Here is a 24011-nt window from a genome sequence, read left to right as displayed (position 1 = left end):
GCGCCGCCACTCGGTCAATCGTCGAACTGCGGTACAATGTGAGCAGAATCAATACTCTCAATTGGAAAGCAATACTCTTCGCCATCCAGTTGCAGGAGCACTTCATCCCCCTCTACACCGACCAAAAGCCCCTGATACTTGCGCCGCCCGTCAAAGGCAGTGCGCAGTTTCAGCGCGACGTGATGACCTTGAAAGCGGGAAAACTGATCCAGGGAATACAAGGGGCGTGCCATACCGGGCGAGGAGACCTCCAACCGGTACTCACCGGCAATGGGGTCTTCTACATCCATAACGGCACTGACTTGGCGGCTAATATCTGCGCAGTCTTCCACGCTGACGCCACTCTCGCGCTCAATATAGATCACCAGACGCGAATTTTTGCCCTGGGAAAGATGGTCAATGCCCCATAGTTCAAAGCCCATGGCAGCAACAACAGGTTCTATCAGCGCGTGAAGCGCAGCGTGTTTAGTGGCCACAGACAAAGCTCCTATAGCCGTTGCATCAGGCACCTGGCCAGGAGTTATTAGATAAGCTAGGTGGCTGATTGGCGTTACTCGGGAATGTGTCTCCGCTTTTCCGGACGACATCCGCTATTAAGGTATTCGTGCTAACGATATTCTTACTAACAAGGCGGGCGCCAATAGAACAGCGAACAAGCGCACTTGCCAGTCAAAAGCTGCTAACAAAAAGCCCCTTCACTGGAAGGGGCTTTTTGAAAGAAACCTTGTGTACCATTTCTTAAGTACTACTTCCAGTACCGTCTTAGCAACATGTAACAGGCTGTGCCTGAAACGACTGTTATTTTCTATATAACTTCAAAATAACAATCTAGAACACGTTACTAGAAAATGGTAGCGGGGACCGGATTTGAACCGATGACCTTCGGGTTATGAGCCCGACGAGCTACCAGACTGCTCCACCCCGCATCAATCTAGGTCGACGATAATAGACACAAACACTACTTACGTCAAGAACTTCTTGCGTCAAGCTGTCTTTTTCGCCTCAGGTGCCAAAATTGGCATTCTGGTAACAAAAGAAACATTCTGGGAAGCTGGTGAACCAGCAAAACAGATGGTGCCGAAGGCGGGACTTGAACCCGCACGACCATACGGTCACTACCCCCTCAAGATAGCGTGTCTACCAATTCCACCACTTCGGCAACAGGGGAGGCTAAAAAACAGACAGCTACTTACTCGCTGCTTTCCTCTAGCACTGGCGCGGCATTATCCACGTCTGCTGGCCTGTCGTCAAGCGTTGGAACGCTTTGCTGCTGCTCGATCAGACGCGAGTCGGGAATCCCGGCTTCTGGCGCTTGGCCTGCCTGGGTAGCAAAATAAGCCAACGCCATCGAGGTGGCGAAAAAGCCCGCCGCCAACACAGCCGTCGTGCGCGACAGGAAGTTACCGCTGCCCCGCGAGCCAAATACCGTTTGTGAAGCTCCGCCCCCGAAGGCAGCGCCTGCCTCGGCACCTTTACCCTGCTGAAGCAGAATGAGTACCACCAGGGCGACCGCAATCACCACATGGATCATAAGAATTGCAACTTGCATGGCGTTATCCTGCTGACTGACAAATGGCATAAAAATCATCGATCTTGAGTGAGGCTCCGCCCACTAGACCGCCGTCGATATCTGGCTGAGCGAGCAGCTCAGCCGCATTGCTTGCGTTCATGCTGCCACCGTAAAGCAAGCGCAGTTGCTCAGCGAGCCCCTTATCGAAGCCCGCTTGGTAGGCACGGATGCCTGCCATCACTTCCTGGGCCTGCTCAGGGCTCGCGGTACGCCCAGTGCCAATGGCCCAAACGGGCTCGTAGGCAATCACGACCTGCTTGCGCTGATCGGGCTCTAGGCGAGACATTACATAGCCCACTTGACGAAGCACTACATCCATCGTGCGGCCTGCGTCGCGCTCCTCTAGAGACTCACCTACACAAAGGATCGGCTTGAGATCAACACTTAAGGCTGCCAAAAGGCGCGCTAAAATTTGTTCATCGTTCTCTTTGTAGAGCTGGCGTCGCTCGGAGTGCCCCACCAACACATAAGAGACCGCAAACTCTTTTAGCATGCGACCACTGACTTCACCGGTATGCGCCCCAGAGTGAATGGGATTCAATGTTTGTGCGCCCAACGACAGCACCGTCCCTTCAAACGCATGTCTCGCCGCATCCAAATAGGGGAACGGCGGAATAATAACCACATCCACGTTCGTTGGCGATACGGCGGCAGAGAAGGCCTGGCCGAACTCATTGATCAACGCCACGGAACCGTTCATTTTCCAGTTGCCGGCGATTAAAGGCGTACGCATCGACTCTCCTCACTCAAGGTGGAGCGAAATGGTATAGGAGCGGCCTTGTCAAGACAACCGCTGTTATAGTGACAGGTTGGGTTTACCCAACCTGTTTACTAAACCTATTTACTAAACTTATTTACTAAACCTGCTGACGGAACCGGTTTTCTGTGCTGACGGGTGGGGCGAAGCTAGTTAAGCAGTGCCTGTACCTGGTCGGCCAGGGTGCGCGCCAATTGATCGACATCCAAATGGGCACGCCCTTCCACCATCACACGGATGAGCGGCTCAGTACCTGACGGACGCAGCAACACGCGGCCCTCATCGCCTAACTCGTGCTCTAACGCAGCTACCGCCTGTTGAAGTGGCGCAGATGCCATCACTTCGTTGGCGCTGGTGCCCGCGGGCAAACGCACATTAACCAGCGCCTGGGGGACTTTCTCCAGCTCTTTTAACAGTGTCGGCAGACTCTTCTGCTCGCGCATCATTAGCGCCAGCACCTGCAGCGCAGAGACGACACCATCCCCGGTGGTCTGCACATGACCACAGACAATATGCCCCGACGACTCTCCACCCAACTCCCAACCATTGGCAGCCATGCGCTCCATCACAAAGCGGTCACCGACTTTAGCGCGCTCAAAGGGAATCCCCAGCTTATCCAGCGCCATCGCCAAGCCAAAGTTAGACATCAGCGTGCCCACTACCCCGCCTTGAAGCAAGCCACGCTCACGGCGATCACGGGCAATCAGATAGAGAATATCGTCGCCGTCCACTTCACGCCCGTCGCCGTCTACCAGCAGCACGCGGTCGCCATCGCCATCAAAGGCGATCCCCAAATCCGCATTTTGTTGAATAACGGCAGCGCGTAGTGCGGCAGGATGGGTAGAGCCTACCTGCTGGTTAATGTTCAACCCATCAGGCGCCGAGCCAATGGTGGTAACGTCGGCTCCCAGCTCGCGAAACACATTGGGGGCAATATGGTAAGTGGCGCCGTGAGCACAATCCAGAACGATTTTGAGCCCATGAAGGCTGAGCCGATCGGGCAGTGTCGATTTGCAGAACTCGATGTAGCGGCCCGCGGCGTCGTCGATACGGGTTGCCTTACCCAGCTGGGCGGCCTCCGCCGTAGTCAGCGGCGCCTCCAGCATCGCTTCAATGCGATCTTCCGTCTCATCAGGGAGTTTCTTACCCTCGGCGGAGAAGAACTTGATGCCGTTATCATCAAACGGATTATGCGATGCCGAAATAACAATGCCTGCATCGGCACGGAAGGTGCGGGTTAAGTAGGCAATACCCGGCGTGGGCATTGGCCCCAGCAGCGATACATCGACTCCCGCGGCCGAAAGCCCAGCCTCCAGGGCGGACTCGAACATATAGCCGGAGATCCGCGTATCCTTACCGATCAGCACCCGCGTTCGCCCCTTATCACGGCGCAGCACTTGTCCCGCCGCCCAGCCCAATTTGAGCATAAAGTCGGCGGTAATCGGTGATTTCCCCACCGTCCCGCGAATGCCATCCGTTCCAAAATAGCGCCTTGTCATGCGTCAAACTCCTTGTTAAGCGGCGGCTCGCAGCCTTCTTGTAGTACCGCCCACGCCATATTGACTGCGTCGACCGTTGCAGCCACGTCATGCACGCGCAAAATATTTGCCCCACGCTCCACTGCCATGGCAGCGAGCGCTAAACCACCGGAGAGACGCTCCTCTACCGGGCGGCCCAACACTTTGCCAATCATGCTTTTGCGTGACATACCCACCAGCACTGGAAGCTCCAGCGATTGCAGAGACTCCATGTATTTGAGTAAGCGTAGATTGTGTTCGACGGTTTTGCCGAAGCCAAAACCAGGGTCAACCAATAGCCGGCTGCGGCGCAGGCCGGCCGCCTCGCACTCGGCAACCCGACGGGCCAAATACGCTGTCACTTCATCCTCAATCGGACGCTGATAAGCGGGTGCCTGCTGCATATCCTGGGGCTCGCCCTGGCGATGCATCAAGCAGACAGGCAAGCCACTCCCTACTGCGGCCAGCAGGGCACCTTCGCGCTCTAATGCGCGGACATCGTTAATCATACCCGCGCCCAGCTCGCTCGCCTCGCGTATCACCGTCGGGCAACTGGTATCTACCGACACCAACGCATCCAGTTCGCGCACCAGGACTTCCACTACCGGCGCTACCCGATCCAACTCCTCCTGGGCGCTAACCGGGGTAGCCCCAGGACGGGTCGACTCGCCGCCCACGTCTATCATTGCCGCCCCCTCAGCCAGCATCCGCTCAGCGTGGCGCAAAGCGTCATCCAATGCCACGTGCTGGCCACCGTCAGAAAAAGAGTCTGGGGTGACATTAAGAATCCCCATTACCCTGGGAAAGGAGAGATCCAGCAGATGACGCCCGCAACGCAGTTGGCGAGCATTTTCTACGCTTCGTGAAGAGGACGTATCCAGAATTGATTTCATGCTGCAGCCTGATCAAGAAAAGAAACATTGCAGTGATGTGTACACAGCATACCAAAAAAGGCGCCCCATGACGGGGCGCCTTTTGCTCATAGGGGATGACTGGCGGTTATGGGCCAGCAGGGCCGCCTAGTGGGTCTGAGGGGCGGCGACGTGGCTCGTCGTCATCCTCTTCGCCATCACCACCTCCAGAAGCATCGCTTCCTGACGTGCTAGAGGCATCGTCTTCGGCCTTTGTCTTCTGCTTATCATCATTGATAGGCGTGCCACCACCGGATGAGTCACCGTCGTCCCAGCCTTCCGGCGGGCGCGGCTCACGACCTTCCATGATGTCCTTCAACTGCGCGGCATCAATGGTCTCGTACTTCATCAGCGCTTCGGCCATGGCATCCAGCTTATCGCGATTATCGGTCAGGATCTGGCGCGCCTGCTCGTAGCAATCGTCGATGATTTTGCGCACTTCCTTATCAAGACGCGTCGTGGTATCGCCCGACTTCATCTTACCGCCACCCTGGCCCGGGCCACCGAGGAACTGATGTGACTCATCCTCGTCGTACATGATCGGCCCCATTTCCTCCGACAAGCCCCACTTGGCGACCATGTTGTGAGCCAGCTCAGTAGCACGCTTAATGTCGTTAGAGGCCCCCGTTGTCACACCATTCGGGCCCAACGTCATCTCTTCGGCAATACGGCCACCAAACAGCGAACAGATTTGCCCCAGGATTTGCTGACGGGAGAGGCTGTAGCGATCCTCTTCCGGCAGGAACATGGTGACCCCCAGGGCGCGACCGCGGGGAATAATCGTGACTTTATAGACCGGGTCATGGGAAGGCACGACCAGACCGATAATAGCGTGGCCTGACTCATGGTAAGCCGTATTGAGCTTCTCTTTGTCGGTCATGACCATCGATTTGCGCTCAGCGCCCATCATGATCTTGTCCTTGGCGAGCTCCAGCTCTTCCATGCTGACCAGGCGCTTGTTACGGCGTGCGGCAAACAGAGCGGCTTCGTTAACCAGGTTGGCCAAGTCAGCGCCGGAGAACCCCGGCGTACCGCGAGCAATCAGCTGCGGTTTTACATCATCACCCAGCGGCACCTTACGCAGGTGAACGCCCAGAATATGTTCACGACCGCGAATATCCGGCAAGCCGACGGTGACCTGACGGTCAAAACGGCCAGGGCGCATCAAGGCAGGGTCAAGTACGTCCGGACGGTTGGTCGCGGCAATAACAATGACGCCTTCGTTGGCTTCAAAACCATCCATTTCAACCAGCAGCTGGTTCAACGTCTGCTCGCGCTCGTCGTTACCGCCCCCCATGCCAGCGCCGCGTGAGCGGCCTACCGCATCGATTTCGTCGATAAAGATAATGCACGGCGCCTGCTTCTTGGCCTGCTCGAACATGTCGCGCACACGAGATGCACCAACACCGACAAACATTTCAACGAAGTCAGAACCCGAAATAGAGAAAAATGGCACTTTCGCTTCACCGGCAATGGATTTTGCCAGCAGCGTTTTACCAGTACCTGGAGGGCCTACCATCAATACGCCGCGGGGAATCGTGCCGCCAAGACGCTGAAACTTGGTCGGATCACGCAGGAAGTCGACCAACTCTTCGACTTCTTCCTTGGCTTCATCACAGCCCGCCACGTCGGCAAAGGTGGTTTTGATCTGATCTTGTGAGAGCAGCTTGGCCTTCGATTTACCAAAGCTCATCGGACCGCCTTTACCACCACCGGCTCCGCCCTGCATTTGGCGCATAAAGAACATAAAGATGCCCAAAATCAGCAGAATCGGGAAGCTGGCGATCAGTAGCCGCGTCCAGATACTTTGCTGTTCTGGCTCTTTGCCCACTACCGTTACATTGTTGCTCAGCAGGTCGTCCATCAGCTTAGGATCTTCCGCCGCAGGGCGGATGGTCTGAAACTGAGAGCCGTCCGTGCGCTCACCACTGATGGTGTAACCATCGATGGTCACGCTACGTACCTGCTGATTTTGCACCTGCTGCACAAACTGAGAGTAGTTTGTGTTTTGCGGTGCGCTTTCCGTACTGAAATTATTGAACACTGTCAGTAGGACGGCCGCGATGACCAACCACAGAATCAGGTTCTTCGCCATATCGTTCAAGGGGCTACCCTCATTACAAGAATCTGTCAGTTAAACGCTGATGCGTCATAAAGCCTTCTACCCATAAGCTTAGTATTAAGACATTACATCAACATCAAGCGTTCAACCATTGCCAAAGCGTCTTATGCCTCGGGCCATCTGCGTCACGCGCACTTATGGCGACTAATGTGACACACGTTGCGCATGCCTGTCTGGCAATCGCGCTAATAAATCTTGGCTATGAACCACGCGGTCAGCGTCTCATTTTAAGGAGACTCACCCGCGAAACCCTTCGGCCAGAAAATAGACCTCACGGGAACGCGCCCGGGAGGCATCTGGCTTGCGAGTCACCACTTTACTAAAGCTGCCGCGCAGCTCTTTCAAATAGGCGTCAAACCCTTCCCCCTGGAACACTTTAGCTAAAAACCGACCACCAGGTGACAACGTTTCACGAGCGAGTTCTAACGCTAGCTCCACTAGGTACATCGCCTGAGGTTGATCAATCGCTGCCATGCCACTCATATTGGGGGCCATATCCGACATCACAAGGTCTACCCGGCGATTATCCAGGCGTTTTAGTATCGCCTCTAGCACCGCCTCTTCAGTGAAATCACCTTGAATAAAGTCCACACCTGCTAGCGCATCCATCTCCAGGATGTCAGAGGCAATCACCACCCCTTCCGGCCCGACCCTTTCCGCTGCGATTTGGCTCCACCCGCCGGGGGCGGCGCCCAGATCAATCACTGTCATGCCAGGGCGCAGCAGTTTATCCTTTTCATCCAATTCAATCAGCTTATAGCTGGCACGGGAGCGGTAGCCATCTTGCCAGCTCTGCTTCACGTACTGGTCGTCAAAATGCTCCTTCTTCCAGTTATTGCTGGTCTTGCTGACAGAATGTTTTCGGTTCGGGGGCTTTTGCTGCATGTGGGAATCTAACACTGGAATTAGAGATGGGCGCATTCACGCGATCGCTTTCACTCGGTGACGTTTCACCGTAAGATGGAGCGTTAAGCGCTAACCGGGATACCGCAAGATACCATGAGCTTGTCACAGGCACAAAAGAAAGCATTTCGTAGCATTGGCCACCATCTTAACCCAGTGGTCACCGTTTCTGAGAACGGCGTCTCCGAAAATTTGCTCGCAGAACTCAACCGCGCACTCACCGATCACGAACTGATCAAAGTGAAACTCGCCCTTCCTGAGCGGGATGATCGTGCGGCCATGATCGCCGAACTGATCGCCAACAGCCGTGCAGACCTGGTGCAAACCATTGGCAAAATGGCACTGCTCTATCGCAGAAACCCGCAGGTGAACCCGAAGCTCTCTAACGTTACCCGCTTCGAGAACCACCACGGCAGACATTAACCGTTAATCTGCACTCACTTAAGACACGCACTTAAGGTGCGCACTTAAAAAAGAGCGCCGCTGCACTAAAACGCCCCTTCGACCGACCTAATGCAGGCCAATCGAAGGGGCGTTTTGTATCACACGTGTTCGACGCTACCGACTTCGTACTCCACGTCACCGCCGGGTGTTTTAACCACCACGACATCACCCTCCTCTTTGCCGATCAGAGCACGGGCAATCGGTGAGGTGACCGAGATACGGCCAGACTTAATATCCGCCTCGTCTTCGCCGACGATACGATAAGTCACCTCTGCATCAGTATCCAGATTCATCAGGGACACGGTCACACCAAAAATCACTTTGCCGGTTTTCGGCAGTTTGGTGACATCAATCACTTGCGCAACAGAGAGCTTACTTTCGATCTCCTGAATGCGCCCTTCGATGAATCCTTGCTGCTCGCGAGCGGCGTGGTACTCGGCGTTCTCTTTAAGATCGCCGTGTTCACGCGCTTCGGCGATGGCCGCGATCACCTGCGGACGAGCTTCGCTTTTCAGGTGGTCGAGCTCTTCACGAAGGCTTCTTTCTCCCGCAACTGTCATCGGGACCTTGTTCATTGACTTGCTCCTGCATGCAGATCCTGAAGGCGCCGCACCGTAATCTCCCTACCGTACTCAAGCGCCATGCAAACAGCATTAGCGCCCGCCAAGGTGGTCGCATAGGGCACCTTGCGCGAGAGAGCAGTACGGCGAATGACCGAAGAGTCGTTAATAGCCTGACGACCTTCAGTAGTGTTCACAATGTAGGCGATTTCGTCGTTCTTAAGCAGATCGACGATATGGGGACGACCTTCGTAGACTTTATTGACGTGTTCCACGGCAAGCCCGGCAGCTTCCAAAGCAGCCGCTGTTCCCCGTGTTGCACATAGCGTAAAGCCTAATGCTAACAGAGATCGACCCACTTCGATAATCCCCGCCTTGTCCGGTTCGCGCACAGAGAGAAACGCTTTACGCTCGCCAGTTAGCGCAGGAATCGCCTCACCAGCGCCCAGTTGGGCTTTGAAAAAGGCCTCTGCGAAGGTGTCACCGGAGCCCATTACTTCGCCGGTAGACTTCATTTCCGGCGACAGAATCGGATCGACACCGGGGAATTTATTGAACGGGAAGACCGCCTCTTTAACACTATAGAAGTGCGGCACGATCTCCTTCTCAAAGCCCTGCTCAGCCAGGGTCTTACCGGCCATGCAGCGGGCCGCAATCTGCGCCAGCGAGGTGCCTATGCACTTGGACACAAAGGGCACCGTACGCGAGGCACGGGGATTGACTTCGATCACGTAGATCTCGCCATCCTGCCAGGCCAACTGCACGTTCATTAAGCCTTTCACGCCCAGTTCAACCGCCATCTGTTTCACCTGATGGCGCATCTCGTCCTGCACATCGGCAGGCAGGGAGTAAGGCGGCAGTGCGCAGGCGGAGTCACCGGAGTGAACGCCCGCTTGCTCTACGTGCTGCATGATGCCGCCGATCACCACCTGCTGACCGTCCGACACCGCATCGATATCGATCTCGATCGCGGCACTCAGGAAGTGATCCAGTAGCACCGGCGAGTCGTTGGAGACTTTCACCGCGTGGGTCATGTAATTTTCAAGCTCGGAGGCGTCGTAGACGATCTCCATGGCCCGGCCACCCAGCACGTAGCTGGGGCGCACTACTAGCGGGTAGCCAATCGCTTCGGCTTTATCGAAGGCTTCCGCAAAGCTGCGCGCCGTGGCATTGGGCGGCTGCTTCAGACCCAGCTTGTCGATCATCACCTGGAATCGTTCACGGTCTTCGGCGCGGTCGATGGCATCCGGCGTGGTACCAATGATCGGCACACCGGCAGCCTCTAGCTCACGGGCCAGTTTCAGCGGCGTTTGACCACCGAACTGAACGATCACGCCCACCGGCTTCTCTTTGTCGGCGATTTCCAGCACGTCTTCCAGCGTTACCGGCTCAAAGTAGAGACGATCAGAGGTGTCGTAATCGGTAGAGACGGTTTCCGGGTTGCAGTTGACCATGATGGTCTCATAGCCGTCGTCGCGCATGGCGAAGGCGGCGTGAACGCAGCAGTAGTCAAACTCGATACCCTGGCCGATCCGGTTGGGGCCACCACCCAGCACCATGATCTTCTGACGGTCAGAAACATCCGCCTCGCACTCCTCTTCGTAGGTGGAGTACATATAGGCGGTGTCCGAGGCAAACTCCGCGGCACAGGTATCGACACGCTTATAAACCGGACGAATACCGGCGGCCTGGCGGGTTTGACGGAACTCTTTTTCGCTGACATTCAGCAATTTGGCCAGGCGCGCATCGCCGAAGCCCTTGCGCTTGAGCTGATAGAGTTCACGGGCTGAGAAATCGGCCAGCGTGCGTTTGGCGACGGCGTTTTCAGTCAGCACCAGATCTTCCAACTGCACCAGAAACCAGGGGTCGATATTGGTCAGGGCAAAGACGTCGTCGACGCTCATGCCGGAACGCATGGCGTCCGCCACGTAGAAAATACGCTCGGCACCAGCGGCCTGCAGCTCGCCCTGGATAATCGCCATGTTGTCCGGCGTGAAATCGGTAATGATCGGATCAAGACCATCGTTGCCGGTTTCCAGGCCACGCAGCGCTTTCTGCAGCGACTCCTGGAAGGTGCGGCCAATCGCCATCACCTCCCCCACTGACTTCATCTGGGTGGTCAGGCGATCGTTAGCCTGGGGGAATTTCTCGAAGGTGAAGCGCGGAATCTTGGTAACCACGTAGTCGATAGAGGGCTCGAACGATGCCGGCGTCTGACCACCGGTAATATCGTTCTGCAGCTCGTCCAGGGTATAGCCGATCGCCAATTTCGCAGCGATTTTAGCAATCGGGAAACCGGTCGCTTTAGAGGCCAGCGCTGAAGAGCGTGACACCCGCGGGTTCATCTCGATAACCACCAAACGGCCGGTTTTGGGATCCATACCAAATTGGACGTTAGAGCCACCGGTCTCTACACCAATCTCGCGCAGCACCGCGAGGCTGGCGTCACGCATGATCTGATACTCTTTATCCGTCAGCGTTTGCGCCGGTGCCACGGTGATGGAGTCACCGGTGTGCACACCCATGGGGTCGAAGTTCTCAATCGCGCAGACGATGATGCAGTTGTCGTTTTTGTCACGCACAACTTCCATCTCGTACTCTTTCCAACCCAGCAGCGACTCATCGATGAGCAGCTCGTGGTTGTTGGAAAGCTCGAAGCCGCGGGTACAGATCTCTTCGAACTCTTCCTTGTTATACGCCACGCCACCGCCGGAGCCGCCCATGGTATAGGAAGGACGAATAATGGTCGGGAAACCCAGCTCCGCCTGAATCTCCCAGGCTTCATCCATGGTGTGGGCGACTTTTGCTTTCGGGCACTCCAAGCCAATACGCTTCATGGCCTGATCGAACAGATCGCGATCTTCGGCCATGTTAATCGCATCGGCGTTGGCACCGATCATCTCGACGCCGAACTTCTCCAGCACGCCGTGCTTCTCTAGCTCAAGGGCGCAGTTGAGCGCTGTCTGGCCACCCATAGTGGGCAGAATCGCATCCGGGCGCTCAGCTTCGATGATCTTTTCCACCGCCTGCCAAGTAATCGGCTCGATGTAGGTGGCATCGGCCATGGCCGGATCGGTCATGATAGTGGCGGGGTTGGAGTTAACCAAAATAACCCGGTACCCCTCCTCGCGCAGCGCTTTACACGCCTGGGCGCCGGAGTAGTCGAATTCGCAGGCCTGGCCGATCACAATCGGGCCAGCGCCAATGATCAAAATACTGTTAATGTCGGTACGCTTAGGCATAACGGTTCCCGCAAAAAATGGTGACGATGAGCGACAAAAGGGCGATCTGGCAGCGCGATGCGTTAGCTTCGGGCCTGCATCATCGCGACGAAGCGATCAAACAGCGGCGCCACATCACGCGGCCCAGGGCTCGCTTCCGGGTGGCCTTGAAAGCTGAACGCCGGGCGGTCAGTAAGCTCGATTCCCTGCAAGGTGCCGTCGAACAACGAACGGTGCGTTGCGCGCACGTTAGCAGGCAGGGTCGCTTCATCCGCCGCAAAGCCGTGATTCTGGCTGGTGATCATCACAGTGCCACTATCCAAATCCTGCACCGGGTGATTGGCACCGTGGTGGCCGTGGCTCATCTTGACGGTTCTCGCACCGGATGCCAGCGCCAGCAGCTGGTGGCCCAGGCAGATACCAAACACCGGAATATCGGTTTCCAGTACTTCCTGGATGGCTTTAATCGCGTAATCACAAGGTTCCGGGTCACCCGGGCCGTTGGCTAAAAAGATACCATCCGGGTTCATCGCCAGCACCTCAGCGGCGGGCGTTTGCGCGGGCACCACAGTTAAACGGCAGCCGCGTGCGGCCAGCATGCGCAGGATGTTGAATTTCACCCCGTAGTCGTACGCCACCACATGGTAGGGGCGCTCGCTTTTAGTCGCATCGGCGTAGCCTTCACCCAACGTCCACTCACCTTCCGACCACTCGTAAGCCTCTTTACACGACACCTCTTTGGCCAGATCCATTCCTTTCAGACCAGGGAAAGCCTTGGCGGCTTCCAGCGCTCGCGCCACCGCATCATCGCCCTCAGCGTCGGCACCTGCCAGAATCGCCCCGTTCTGAGCGCCCTTATCGCGCAAAATGCGCGTTAGGCGGCGGGTATCAATATCGGCAATGCCCAGCACGTTCTGGCTTTTCAGGTAGTCTGAAAGCGACTGCTCAGAGCGGAAGCTGCTGGCCATCAATGGCAAGTCGCGAATCACCAAGCCAGCGGCGGCAATAGACGCTGACTCAACGTCTTCAGCGTTAATGCCGGTATTGCCGATATGGGGATAGGTGAGGGTAACGATTTGGCGGGTATAGGAGGGGTCGGTGAGGATTTCTTGATAGCCGGTCATGGCCGTATTGAACACCACCTCACCGCTTGTTAATCCGTCCGCGCCAATGGCGATACCGTGGAACACACTGCCATCTTCCAGGGCCAATATTGCGGGTTTGCTCAATGCGGGGTTATTCAAAACAAGATCCTCCCATGCTGGTGGGAGCCTGTGGGGCGCAGGCTCAGCAATTTCTTGATTATCCACGACGTAAAACTATCGCCAATAACAACTATCACTAGTAAAACTGGGGTCGTAAAAAAGCGGGACGAAGCCGATAAAAAGAATCGGTTTCATCCCGCTTGTTGTTCGATGCCTTCAGAGCCGCTCGCTAACCATCAAAACTGCTAGCGGGCTCGGGGCAGGCTTTGGGCTGGCCAACGCAACAAGCGCGCCGTCTAGGATTTCCAGGCCACCCGGCCAAAATTTTTGAAATGTTACAGGAATTCTTGACCCAAAACTACCCCCTTAAGCGCACATTGACACTAACCCGCTAGGCGTCGACCATAGGTACCTGCCTCAGGTTTCGCAAAGGAAACAAGATTGAGTACCCACATCAGCATTGAAGACGCCGCGTTAACGCTTGGGGTAAGCCCTCAGCATGCAAGATCCCTGTGCCGGAAACAGACGCTAAGAGCAGAAAGAATTGGTAGCACCTGGGTAGTCGATGCTGAAAGCGTCCAACGGTATCAGCAGGAAGCCGAGCAGCGCATCGCACAGGATCACCCCGCCTACTTTGACACATCCGCCAACACGGATAAGCCAGTCGCCTTGAGCTTTTTTTCCGGCGCCATGGGGCTGGATCTGGGCATTGAAGCTGCGGGGTTTGATATTCGCCTGGCCTGCGAATTCGACAAGTACTGCCGTCAAACGATTCTGCTCAATCGCCCCAATACAGCCTTGCTCGGCGATATCAATGACTACTCAGCGGCACAAATTTTAGTAGCGGCGCAGCTAGAGGCAGAGAGTGTCGACTTGATGGTCGGCGGCCCGCCCTGCCAAGCGTTTAGCACCGCGGGCAAACGAAAGGCATTCAATGATGATCGCGGCAACGCCTTTCTAAAGTTTATCGATCTGGCGATTGAGATACAGCCACGCTTTCTGGTCATTGAGAACGTACGCGGACTGCTCTCCTGCCCGATGGATCACAGGCCACATAGCCAACGCGGCCCTGGCTTCCCCGATCTATCACTGGACGAGATGAAAGGCGGAGCGCTTAATTTCGTGCTGTGCCTACTGCAGAAAGCCGGCTACTCATGCTCCTTCAATCTATATAACTCGGCGAATTTTGGCACCCCGCAAACCCGGGAAAGAGTCATTATCATCTGCTCACGTGATGGCAGCGCAGCACCCTTTTTGCAGCCTACCCACTCGGAGCACGGTAGCCATGGGCTCCCCAGATGGAAAACCTTTAAAGACGCAGTCGCGGGCCTGGAGAGTCACACCCACCTTAATTTTCCAGAAAAACGCTTGAAGTATTATCGGCAGCTAAAGGCGGGACAGAACTGGCGCGCGCTACCCACCGCCCTGCAGCAAGAAGCATTGGGTAAATCCTATTTTTCCGGCGGCGGCAAAACGGGCTTTTTGAGGCGCCTAAGCTGGGACAAACCCTCTCCCACCCTGGTTACCCACCCCGCCATGCCCGCCACAGACTTGGCTCATCCAGAAGAAGACCGGCCCTTATCCATAGAAGAGTACAAACGAATCCAGGAATTTCCCGATGGCTGGCAGTTGGCGGGGCCGTTAGTGCAGCAATATAAACAGGTGGGCAACGCCGTACCTGCCAGCTTAGGTTACGCGGTCGGCAAGCTGATCAAAGACCTGCTCGACAATAAAGCAACGGCACCGCCGGAAGATTTTAAATTCTCACGCTACCGGGAGACCTCTCACTACGAGTGGAGCCAAGCCTTCGAGCGACAGCAAAAAGTGCCGCAGCCGAGCCTCAGCCTGTTTTAAGGCTCGCTGTTTAGATGCCCAGAAGGGGCTCTCACCCCTTCTCGCCCGCAAACGATAAATGCGCCTTTATCGATCCTAGCTCAGCTCCAACACATCCTGCATATCGTAACGACCGCTCTCTTTGCCAGCGACCCAGCGCGCCGCACGCACAGCGCCTTTGGCAAAGGTCATTCGGCTGGAGGCCTTGTGAGTGATTTCGATGCGCTCGCCTTCGGTGGCAAACATTACCGTGTGCTCACCCACGATATCGCCCGCACGCACGGTGGCAAAGCCAATCTCTTTGTCGGTGCGTGGACCGCACTGCCCGACTCGCTCGAACACGCCGTGCTCTTTAAGGTTACGCCCCAGGCTGTCGGCAATGACTTCGCCCATTTTGATCGCGGTGCCGGAAGGCGCATCAACCTTATGGCGGTGGTGAGACTCGATCACTTCAATATCGTAGCCTTCATCGCCGAGTGCTTTGGCAGCGGTTTCGAGCAGTTTCAGGGTCAAATTAACCCCGACGCTCATATTCGGCGCGAACACCATGGCGACCTTGTCACGGTAGCTATCGAGCTGAGCCAATTCATCATCGCTCATGCCGGTAGTGCCAATCACGATACGCTTGCCGTGCTCTGCGCAGAACGCCAGGTTACCCAGCGTGACCTGGGGAGCCGTGAAGTCGATTAGCACATCAAAGTCATCGACAATCGACGCGAGCGAATCGACCGCAACAACGCCGCGCTTCCCTACGCCAGCAAGCTCGCCAATGTCAGCGCCCGCCAAGGAGCTGCCTGGCTCCACAATTCCACCGGCTAGCGTTGCCTCAGCCTCTTGCTCTACAGCATTTACCAACGTACGGCCCATGCGGCCAGCCACGCCTACAATGGCAATTCGGGTCATGCGAACTCCTGCGCTCTCGGTTTCGGTGCGTAAGACTTATGTTTTCAAAATCAGCGCGATTATAGCAGACCCGTCGTGGTCTAGTTCTCCCATACAATCGCCAGCTCTTCGTCACCGGCCATACGCACCAAGTGGCGCTCGACTACCCCCTCCAGTTCATCCAGATGCTCCTCTTCCAGGGTTTCGAGGGCCACCACCAACTTATCGGCCTCAGCCACCATGACGCAGGTGCCGGTGGCAAACGTAATGGTGGCTTGCTGGTCGCTTTGCTCGACGTCCAACTTATGCGCCCAGTGTTTACAGAGCCGATTGATCAAACGCTCGGCGGAAGGCGTGACAATTTCAACACGAGATAAAGGCATGATGACTCCTCCAGAAAAGCATTCATAAAATACCTACCAGCGTAATGCCCGCAGTGACCAGCACCAAGCAGCGATTAACAATACACTGGAACGGCATGTTTCCGCGCAGCTGCAGCTTATCGGCGAAATAGTCATTTAAGCCGTCGCCCCTCCATCGCCGCAAGTGCTACTCCAGATAGCATCAGCGGCAGCGCGAGCAGGAAGCCACTGGAGACAGGGATTCCAAACAGCACCCAATCGGCGAACACGGGCCACACCAGGGCAATATATTCGAAAGGTGCCAAACGCGACGCCTCGGCGTAGCGTAGCGCTAATGTCATCGCGATATGCGCAGCGCCGCCAAACAGGCCCGATAGCACTAAAAGCGCAAACTCCACCCGACTAAGCGCGGCCCAGCCCAGCGGAAGCGTCGCCAGCCCGGCTAGCGCGGCCACCAAAATAAAGTAGAAGGCGATTGAAGCAGCCGTCTCAGTGCGCGAAATACGCCTGACGGTCAATAAAGCACCTGCCGTTAGCAGCGCGCTCAACGCCCCTAGCGCGTACCCGACCACTTGGCCATTACTGGAACCGGCATTGAGCCCAGGCAAAATCAGCAGGGCCACCCCGGCAAGCGCCAGCACCACGCCACCCGCGCGATTAAGCGAGAAGCGCTCCCCAAGCAGCAGCACACCACCCACCGCCATAAAGACCGGCGTAAGCTGGGCTAACAGGGTTGCCTCAGCGACGGGCAGAAGCGCCACCGCCGCAAAAGAGGCAAACATCGCCGCCGCCCCCAGCCCAGAACGCAGCGCATGCCCCAGCGGGCGGCGCGTAGCCAACCCCTGGGGGAACTCACGCCGCAGCAGAAGGAAAACAACAATAGGCAGCAGCGCAAACAGCGAGCGAAAAAACACCGACTGCCCCACCGGCACTTCATCACTGACTGCCTTAATACACACCAACATCCCGGTAAACAGCAAGCCAGACAGTACCCGCAGCAAAATGCCCATGGTGGGCCTTTCTTCAAGGTGATCCATTGCGCTTATCATTCCTTAAACAGCAAAAACCCCCGGCGAACCGAGGGTTTTTGAACAAAACAACTAACTGCTTACCATTATTACAGTTTTACGGCTTCATATCTTCAAAGAAGCTTTTCACGCTGTCAAAGAAGCCGGTTTTCTTCGGCGAGTGGTTGTGGCTATTGCTGTCGTCGAAGCTCTTTTGCAGCTGGCGCAGTAAATCGCGCTGCTCGTCGTTAAGCTTCACCGGTGTTTCCACTACCACCTTGCACAGCAGGTCGCCGGGCATACCACCGCGCACGGGCTTCACGCCTTTACCACGCAGGCGGAACAGCTTGCCTGTTTGGGTTTCCGGTGGAATCTTCAGCTTCACGCGGCCATCTAGCGTCGGCACTTCAAGCTCGCCACCTAGCGCGGCATCAACAAAGTTGATCGGCACATCGCACTGCAGGTGCTTACCGTCACGCTGGAAGATATGGTGCGGCTTGATCGCCACCTGCACATACAGATCCCCAGGCGGGCCACCGTTCACGCCGCTTTCGCCTTCGCCGTTCAAGCGAATACGGTCGCCGGTATCGACGCCGGGCGGAATCTTAACGGACAGCGTGCGCGTCTCACGAACGCGCCCTTCGCCATTACACTTATGGCAGGGCACTTTGATGTGCTGACCAGAGCCATGACAGGTCGGGCACGTTTGCTGCACGGCAAAGAAGCCTTGCTGCATACGCACTTGACCGTGACCGTGGCAGGTCGGGCAGGTCTCTTTAGAAGAGCCGGGCTCAGCGCCGCCGCCATCACAACGGTCACACTCGATATGCCGCGGCACACGAATATCGACCGTGGTGCCTGAAACGGCATTCTCTAGATCCAGCTCTAGGTTATAGCGCAGGTCGGAACCGCGTGCCGGGGCATTGGGCCCACGGCGGCGGCCACCGCCTCCGCCAAAAATATCGCCAAACACATCGCCGAAAATGTCACTGAAATCGCCGGCACCTGCGCCGCCGAAACCACCGCCGCCACCTTGGCCATCAACACCCGCATGGCCGAACTGGTCGTAGGCAGCGCGTTTTTCGCCGTCGCTAAGCACTTCATACGCTTCGGACACTTCGCGGAATTTTTCCGCAGAGGTTTTATCGTCCGGGTTTCGATCAGGGTGGAATTTTTGCGCCAGACGGCGATAGGCCTTCTTGATCTCTTTCTGATCGGCCCCTTTTTCGACACCCAGGACTTCGTAATAATCGCGTTTGGACATGGGCCCTACGCCTCCTGGTTAGCTACGCACTCAACTGCACTTTAGCGACATACACATTTAGCTACGTACTTAGCTACATACCTAATTTACATACCTAACTACGTGCGTCTTTATCCCGGAAACAGCAACGCGGGAGTAAGCTCCCGCGTCACCGCTTTCCTTGGCAGAAAGAGGATGTTACTGCTTTTTCTGATCGTCGTTGACTTCTTCGTACTCGGCGTCAACTACGTCTTCTTCCGGCTTGGCACCGGCATTCTCGGCACCTTCACCGCCCTCTTGCTGCGCTGCTTCTGCCTGCTCGGCGTACATTTTCTGGGCAAGCTTGCCAGAGGCTTCGGTCAATGCATCCAATTTCTTCTGAATGTCGTCCTGGTCGTCTGTTTTAACCGCCTCTTCCAGCTCGCTGATGGCCGTTTCAATCGCCTGCTTCTCGTCGTCAGTGGCTTTGTCACCGGCCTCTTCCAACGTTTTGCGCGTGGCGTGAATCATGCCGTCAGCTTGATTACGCAGCTGTACCAAGGCTTCGAACTTTTTGTCCTCTTCCGCGTGGGCTTCCGCGTCGCGAACCATCTGTTCGATCTCTTCGTCCGACAGACCGCTGGAGGCCTTGATAACGATGGACTGCTCTTTACCGGTGGCCTTGTCTTTCGCCGATACGTTCAGAATACCGTTGGCATCCAGATCAAAGGCAACCTCGACCTGCGGCACACCGCGCGGTGCAGGCGGAATGTCGGCGAGGTCAAAACGACCCAGCGATTTGTTCTGCGCAACCTGCTTGCGCTCACCCTGGACGACGTGAATGGTCACGGCCGTCTGGTTGTCATCCGCGGTTGAGAAGGTTTGGGTCTTCTTGGTCGGGATGGTGGTGTTCTTGTCGATCAGCGGCGTCATCACACCACCCAGAGTTTCGATACCCAGGGTCAGCGGGGTAACGTCGAGCAGCAGCACGTCTTTAACGTCACCGCCGAGTACGCCACCCTGAATCGCAGCACCCACGGCCACGGCTTCGTCCGGGTTAACGTCTTTGCGTGCTTCTTTACCGAAGAAGTCAGCCGCTTTCTTCTGCACCATCGGCATACGCGTCTGACCACCGACCAGGATCACTTCGTCGATCTCAGAGGCAGACAGGCCTGCGTCTTTCAATGCCATTTTGCACGGCTCAAGCGAGCGCTGAACCAGCTCTTCGACCAGCGACTCCAGCTTGGCACGGGTCACCTTAACGTTAAGGTGTTTCGGGCCAGTGTTGTCAGCGGTGATATACGGCAGGTTCACATCGGTCTGCTGGGCACTTGAGAGCTCAATCTTGGCTTTCTCAGCAGCTTCTTTGAGACGCTGCATGGCCAGATTGTCGCCGGACAGATCGATGCCGCTATCAGACTTGAACTGGTCAACCAGGTAGTTAATCAGCGCCAGGTCGAAGTCTTCGCCGCCCAGGAAGGTGTCACCGTTGGTGGCCAACACTTCAAACTGGGTTTCGCCGTCGACATCGGCAATTTCGATGATCGAGATATCGAAGGTACCGCCACCCAGGTCGTAAACCGCGATGGTTTTGTCACCACGGGTTTTGTCCATACCGTAAGCCAGTGCAGCAGCGGTCGGCTCGTTGATGATGCGCTTAACATCGAGACCGGCAATGCGGCCGGCATCTTTGGTTGCCTGACGCTGGCTGTCATTGAAGTAGGCCGGCACGGTAATGACCGCTTCGGTGACCGCTTCGCCCAGATAGTCTTCGGCGGTCTTCTTCATTTTCTTCAGCACTTCCGCGCTTACCTGCGGCGGTGCCATTTTTTTGCCTTTTACTTCAACCCAGGCATCACCGTTATCAGCTTCGCTGATTTTGTACGGCACCATCTTGATATCTTTCTGGACAACGTCGTCTTTAAAGCGACGGCCAATCAGACGTTTGATGGCGTACAGGGTGTTTTCCGGGTTAGTGACAGCCTGACGCTTGGCGGCCTGACCAACCAGCGTTTCACCATCATCGGTATAGGCGATGATAGAAGGCGTGGTACGGCCGCCTTCAGCGTTTTCGATAACTTTAGCGCTGTCACCATCGAGCACGGCCACACAAGAGTTAGTGGTGCCCAGGTCGATACCAATTATACGTCCCATAGCAATACCTCGAATTCGGTTGTTACAAAACTGAAAATTTAGTCTTTTAAAACGTGTCTGCGGGTTTCCCCGCGGGGTTGCCCTTTATTTGGGGGCCGCCGCTGACATTTCAAGGGCTTTTTTCACACTCTCTTTGCACACTCTGTGTCGCCAGTGGCTTAATCGGCTTTTTTGCTGACGACGACCATCGCCGGACGCACCAGGCGGCCATTGAGTAAATAGCCTTTCTGCATAACGTCCATCACGGTGTTCGGATCAAGATCCGGGTTTGGCACCATGGTCATGGCTTCGTGCACCTGCGGGTCGAAGGGCTCACCATGGGGCTCGATGCTCTCAACGCCGAATTTATTGAGTACATCCAGCTGCATCTTGAGTGTCATGGAGACGCCTTCGCGGTGAACCTCGGAGGCCCCCTCTTCCATGGTTTCAAGAGCCTTTTCCAGGCTATCAACCACGGGCAGCAGTTCTTTAACGAACTTCTCCAGAGCAAACTTGCGCGCTTTTTCCGCTTCCTGCTCGGCACGGCGGCGCACGTTTTGTGCTTCGGCGGCAGCGCGCAGGGCTTGATCCTTGGCCTCGGCCAGACTTTGCTCTAACTCGTCGACCTGGGCAGCCAGCATTTCCGCTTCAGGGTTATCGGAACTACCTTCCAGCGGCTCTTCGTCATTGATCAGCCCTTCCAGCTCACCTTCCATCAAGCGCTCTTCAGCCACTTTCTCAGCCGCTTGTTCAGCGCCCTCGGCTTCATGCTCGTGGCGTGTGAGTTCGTCATCCAACGGAGTTTGCGGTTCTTTCGCCATGTTGTGCTCCTAAAAAGTAGGGCGCGGCCATACGGGCGGCGCACAGAGAAGTAAGCTATAGATCACTCGCTTTAACTAGCTAGCTTTAACCAACGATGCAGGCTATATGGGGGCCATAAATCCCATCTCAAGAGGTGCATTGAAGTGAGTTATTAACTACTGTATAAATCAACAACTATTGGATAAGTATCCAGCTTCTGTGCTGAACCGCCTCGGGAGGCGCCATGCTTACTCAGCTAGCTATTCAAGATTTCGCCATTGTCGATCACCTGGAACTCGACTTGACCGGCGGTATGACCGCAATTACCGGGGAAACCGGGGCGGGCAAATCGATCCTGTTAGGCGCCCTTGGGCTCTGCCTGGGCGAGCGTGCCGACGCCGGTAGCGTACGCCACGGCCGCGAGCGCACCGATCTCTCCGCGCGTTTTGATATTCAGCACCTGCCCGCCGCCGTCGAGTGGCTAACGGCCCGGGAGCTCCCGGCAGAAGAGTGCTTGCTGCGCCGCGTGGTCACCGCCAACGGCCGCTCCAAGGCGTGGATTAACGGCCACCCCGCGACTATCTCTGACTTAAAATCCCTCGGCGAGCAGCTGATTCAAATTCATGGCCAGCATGCCCATCACGCGCTGATGCGCGAAGAGACCCATCTCGCTCTATTAGACGATTATGCAGGCTTAAACGGTGTCACCGCTCAATTAGCCGAAACGTTCCGCGAGTGGCGCAGCGCCCGTCGTCAGTTGAAGAAGCTGAGTGAAGAAGGCAGTGAAGTAGAGGCCAAACGGCAGTTGCTGCGCTACCAGGTAGAGGAGCTGGATCAGCTCGGTTTAGCGGAGGGAGAATTAGCCACGTTAGAGGAAGAGCAGCACACCCTCGCTCATGCGGAGGAGACCCTGCGCGAAACCCAGTTTGCCGCCGACTGCTGCGCCAGCGATGAGGGCGGCGCGCTCTCTTTACTGAATCAGGCGTTTGCCCACTTGAGCGCCCTGCCGGGCAGTGACAAGGGCACCCTAGCCAACACGCTTGCCATGCTGAGCGATGCGCGCATTCAAGTGGAAGAGGCCGCCAGCGAACTTAACCGCCTCGCCAGCACCACCGAGCTAGACCCTGAGCGGCTCGCCTGGGTGGAAGAGCGCATGACCGACGTCCATCGCATCGCCCGCAAGCATCACATTGCCCCTGAAGAGCTATACGCCCTGCATGCGGATCTGCAGCGTGAAGTCGCTCAGCTCGAAGAGGGTGGCAACGACCTGGAGGCACTCAGTGCACGGGTCGTCGAGTTACGCGAAGCGTACCGCCAAGAGGCGAAAAAACTCACCGAGAGCCGTCAGAAAGCCGCGCTTCGCCTGGGCAAAGAGGTGCAGCAGCAACTGGGCTTTTTAGCCATGGGTAAAGCCCGTTTTGAAGTGGAAGTCACCGCCAAAGACGCACCCTCCCCTGAAGGCCTTGACCGCGTGCAGTTTTTGATTAGCGCCAACCCTGGCCAGCCCGCACGCCCATTGACCAAGGTCGCTTCCGGCGGCGAATTGTCGCGCATTAGTCTCGCCATTCAAGTCGTCGCGGCGACGCACTCAACGGTGCCCAGTCTGGTGTTTGACGAAGTGGATGTGGGTATCTCGGGGGCCACTGCAGAGATCGTTGGCCAACTACTGCGCAAACTGGGCGAAAACGGCCAGGTCATGACCGTGACTCACCTGCCGCAAGTGGCAGCCCAGGCCCACCAGCATCTGCATATCGAGAAACAGGCGAAGCGCGACACCACTTTGACGCAAATGGCGCTGCTCGACGAGCAAGGCCGCATCAGCGAGCTGGCACGTATGCTAGGGGGAGTGAAACTTTCTGACCAAACCCTCGCCCACGCGCGGGAGATGCTCCACGCTAGTCAGCGCCCGCCACACTGACGAATGCGCGTGCCTGAAAAAAACAAACGCCCCTGATCCACTGGATGAATTCAATTAACGGTTTCAGTTAACGATGAATTCGACCCAGCAGATTAGGGGCGCTTACATTTCGAACAGCGACTAGCGGTTTTCGACTAACGGCGCCCTATTAGGACGCTATTTCTTGTTAGTCGGCCCACTGTCCTGGCGTGTTACGTCGGAACCGCGCGGACGCACATAAAGTACCAGGGCGTGATCCACTAGTTCGTAGCCGTGCTCTTCAGCAATTTCCTGCTGACGACGCTCGATGATCTCATCAACAAACTCAATGATTTCACCGCTTTCAAGGCACACCATGTGGTCATGGTGATCCTCTTGGGTCATCTCGAATACCGCATGGCCTCCGTCGAAATTATGACGAATTACCAAGCCCGCTGACTCGAACTGAGTCAATACGCGGTATACGGTAGCCAAGCCAACATCTTCGCCCGCATCAATCAGTGTTTTGTACACTTCTTCCGCGCTAAGGTGGTGCTGACCCGAAACATTTTCGAGAATTTGAAGTATCTTGACGCGCGGCAGGGTCACTTTTAGACCGGCTTTGCGCAATTCATGGTTCTGATCGGCCATGGTCGCTCTTCGCAGTAACTGGTTAGGTCGGGTA

20 protein-coding genes and 2 tRNA genes are annotated in these 24011 nt (G+C 56.2%); 3 read left to right on the top strand and 19 right to left on the bottom strand.

Annotation, left to right across the window (positions count from 1 at the left end):
* Positions 1-14: 14 nt before the first annotated feature.
* The 9 genes from rimP to rlmE all read right to left on the bottom strand — a co-directional run bounded on the left by rimP (position 15) and on the right by rlmE (position 7762).
* Positions 15-476 carry a ribosome maturation factor RimP gene (gene rimP, locus JI62_RS21990; protein ID WP_088702190.1) on the bottom strand — a complete coding sequence of 154 codons (462 nt, stop codon included), beginning with the start codon at positions 474-476 and terminating at the stop codon, positions 15-17.
* A 373-nt stretch (positions 477-849) separates the two neighbouring features.
* Positions 850-926 (bottom strand) — tRNA-Met (locus tag JI62_RS21985).
* A 146-nt stretch (positions 927-1072) separates the two neighbouring features.
* Positions 1073-1159, bottom strand: a tRNA-Leu gene (locus JI62_RS21980).
* Positions 1160-1189: 30 nt separating this feature from the next.
* Complete coding sequence (gene secG / locus JI62_RS21975; protein ID WP_088702189.1) at positions 1190-1549, bottom strand: preprotein translocase subunit SecG; 360 nt, start codon at positions 1547-1549, stop codon at positions 1190-1192.
* A 4-nt stretch (positions 1550-1553) separates the two neighbouring features.
* The gene (tpiA, locus tag JI62_RS21970; RefSeq protein ID WP_088702188.1) at positions 1554-2303 is read right to left on the bottom strand and encodes a triose-phosphate isomerase; all 750 of its coding nucleotides are present in this window, start codon (positions 2301-2303) and stop codon (positions 1554-1556) included.
* A 173-nt stretch (positions 2304-2476) separates the two neighbouring features.
* On the bottom strand, positions 2477-3826 hold the full coding sequence (gene glmM / locus JI62_RS21965) for a phosphoglucosamine mutase (protein WP_088702187.1): 1350 nt from the start codon (positions 3824-3826) through the stop codon (positions 2477-2479).
* The gene (gene folP / locus JI62_RS21960; protein ID WP_088702186.1) at positions 3823-4737 is read right to left on the bottom strand and encodes a dihydropteroate synthase; all 915 of its coding nucleotides are present in this window, start codon (positions 4735-4737) and stop codon (positions 3823-3825) included. Before folP ends, glmM begins: the two co-directional genes overlap by 4 nt.
* Positions 4738-4843: 106 nt before the next feature.
* On the bottom strand, positions 4844-6859 hold the full coding sequence (gene ftsH, locus JI62_RS21955; RefSeq protein ID WP_088702185.1) for an ATP-dependent zinc metalloprotease FtsH: 2016 nt from the start codon (positions 6857-6859) through the stop codon (positions 4844-4846).
* Positions 6860-7114: 255 nt separating this feature from the next.
* Positions 7115-7762, bottom strand: coding sequence for a 23S rRNA (uridine(2552)-2'-O)-methyltransferase RlmE (rlmE, locus tag JI62_RS21950; RefSeq protein ID WP_035582941.1), 648 nt, complete (start codon positions 7760-7762; stop codon positions 7115-7117).
* 114 nt (positions 7763-7876) lie between these two features.
* On the opposite strand from rlmE, the gene yhbY reads away from it, so the two are divergent.
* Positions 7877-8203: a ribosome assembly RNA-binding protein YhbY gene (gene yhbY, locus JI62_RS21945; protein ID WP_022520713.1), complete on the top strand. Its 327-nt coding sequence runs from the start codon at positions 7877-7879 to the stop codon at positions 8201-8203.
* A 119-nt stretch (positions 8204-8322) separates the two neighbouring features.
* Here the strand turns inward: yhbY and greA are convergent, their stop codons facing one another.
* The 3 genes from greA to carA form a co-directional block, all read right to left on the bottom strand.
* Positions 8323-8799 carry a transcription elongation factor GreA gene (gene greA, locus JI62_RS21940; RefSeq protein WP_009287920.1) on the bottom strand — a complete coding sequence of 159 codons (477 nt, stop codon included), beginning with the start codon at positions 8797-8799 and terminating at the stop codon, positions 8323-8325.
* Positions 8796-12026 (bottom strand): carbamoyl-phosphate synthase large subunit, encoded by a 3231-nt coding sequence (gene carB, locus JI62_RS21935; protein WP_088702184.1) that lies wholly within the window; start codon positions 12024-12026, stop codon positions 8796-8798. The genes greA and carB overlap by 4 nt, the downstream gene beginning before the upstream one ends.
* Positions 12027-12088: 62 nt before the next feature.
* On the bottom strand, positions 12089-13234 hold the full coding sequence (gene carA / locus JI62_RS21930) for a glutamine-hydrolyzing carbamoyl-phosphate synthase small subunit (protein WP_170938621.1): 1146 nt from the start codon (positions 13232-13234) through the stop codon (positions 12089-12091).
* A gap of 417 nt (positions 13235-13651) precedes the next feature.
* Here carA and JI62_RS21925 point away from each other — a divergent pair, with 417 nt between their 5' ends.
* A complete protein-coding gene (locus JI62_RS21925; RefSeq protein ID WP_088702182.1) occupies positions 13652-15064 on the top strand; it encodes a DNA cytosine methyltransferase in 1413 nt (470 codons plus the stop codon).
* 75 nt (positions 15065-15139) lie between these two features.
* Here JI62_RS21925 and dapB read toward each other — a convergent pair whose 3' ends face one another.
* The 6 genes from dapB to grpE form a co-directional block, all read right to left on the bottom strand.
* Positions 15140-15946 carry a 4-hydroxy-tetrahydrodipicolinate reductase gene (gene dapB, locus JI62_RS21920; protein WP_088702181.1) on the bottom strand — a complete coding sequence of 269 codons (807 nt, stop codon included), beginning with the start codon at positions 15944-15946 and terminating at the stop codon, positions 15140-15142.
* Between the two features lie 80 nt (positions 15947-16026).
* Complete coding sequence (locus JI62_RS21915; protein WP_088702180.1) at positions 16027-16308, bottom strand: DUF2218 domain-containing protein; 282 nt, start codon at positions 16306-16308, stop codon at positions 16027-16029.
* Between the two features lie 131 nt (positions 16309-16439).
* Positions 16440-17324 carry a DMT family transporter gene (locus tag JI62_RS21910; protein ID WP_088702179.1) on the bottom strand — a complete coding sequence of 295 codons (885 nt, stop codon included), beginning with the start codon at positions 17322-17324 and terminating at the stop codon, positions 16440-16442.
* 88 nt (positions 17325-17412) lie between these two features.
* The gene (dnaJ, locus tag JI62_RS21905) at positions 17413-18558 is read right to left on the bottom strand and encodes a molecular chaperone DnaJ (RefSeq protein ID WP_088702178.1); all 1146 of its coding nucleotides are present in this window, start codon (positions 18556-18558) and stop codon (positions 17413-17415) included.
* A gap of 177 nt (positions 18559-18735) precedes the next feature.
* Positions 18736-20670, bottom strand: coding sequence for a molecular chaperone DnaK (gene dnaK, locus JI62_RS21900; protein WP_088702177.1), 1935 nt, complete (start codon positions 20668-20670; stop codon positions 18736-18738).
* Between the two features lie 158 nt (positions 20671-20828).
* Positions 20829-21470 carry a nucleotide exchange factor GrpE gene (gene grpE, locus JI62_RS21895; protein ID WP_088702176.1) on the bottom strand — a complete coding sequence of 214 codons (642 nt, stop codon included), beginning with the start codon at positions 21468-21470 and terminating at the stop codon, positions 20829-20831.
* Between the two features lie 224 nt (positions 21471-21694).
* On the opposite strand from grpE, the gene recN reads away from it, so the two are divergent.
* Positions 21695-23368: a DNA repair protein RecN gene (gene recN, locus JI62_RS21890; RefSeq protein WP_088702175.1), complete on the top strand. Its 1674-nt coding sequence runs from the start codon at positions 21695-21697 to the stop codon at positions 23366-23368.
* A gap of 156 nt (positions 23369-23524) precedes the next feature.
* On the opposite strand, the gene fur is transcribed toward recN, so the two are convergent.
* A complete protein-coding gene (fur, locus tag JI62_RS21885; protein ID WP_007111850.1) occupies positions 23525-23977 on the bottom strand; it encodes a ferric iron uptake transcriptional regulator in 453 nt (150 codons plus the stop codon).
* Positions 23978-24011 lie beyond the last annotated feature (34 nt).

Origin of the sequence: Halomonas campaniensis (assembly GCF_002211105.1) — a bacterium.
Lineage (GTDB): Bacteria > Pseudomonadota > Gammaproteobacteria > Pseudomonadales > Halomonadaceae > Vreelandella > Vreelandella campaniensis_A.
This window is presented reverse-complemented; position numbering and strand designations above follow the sequence as displayed.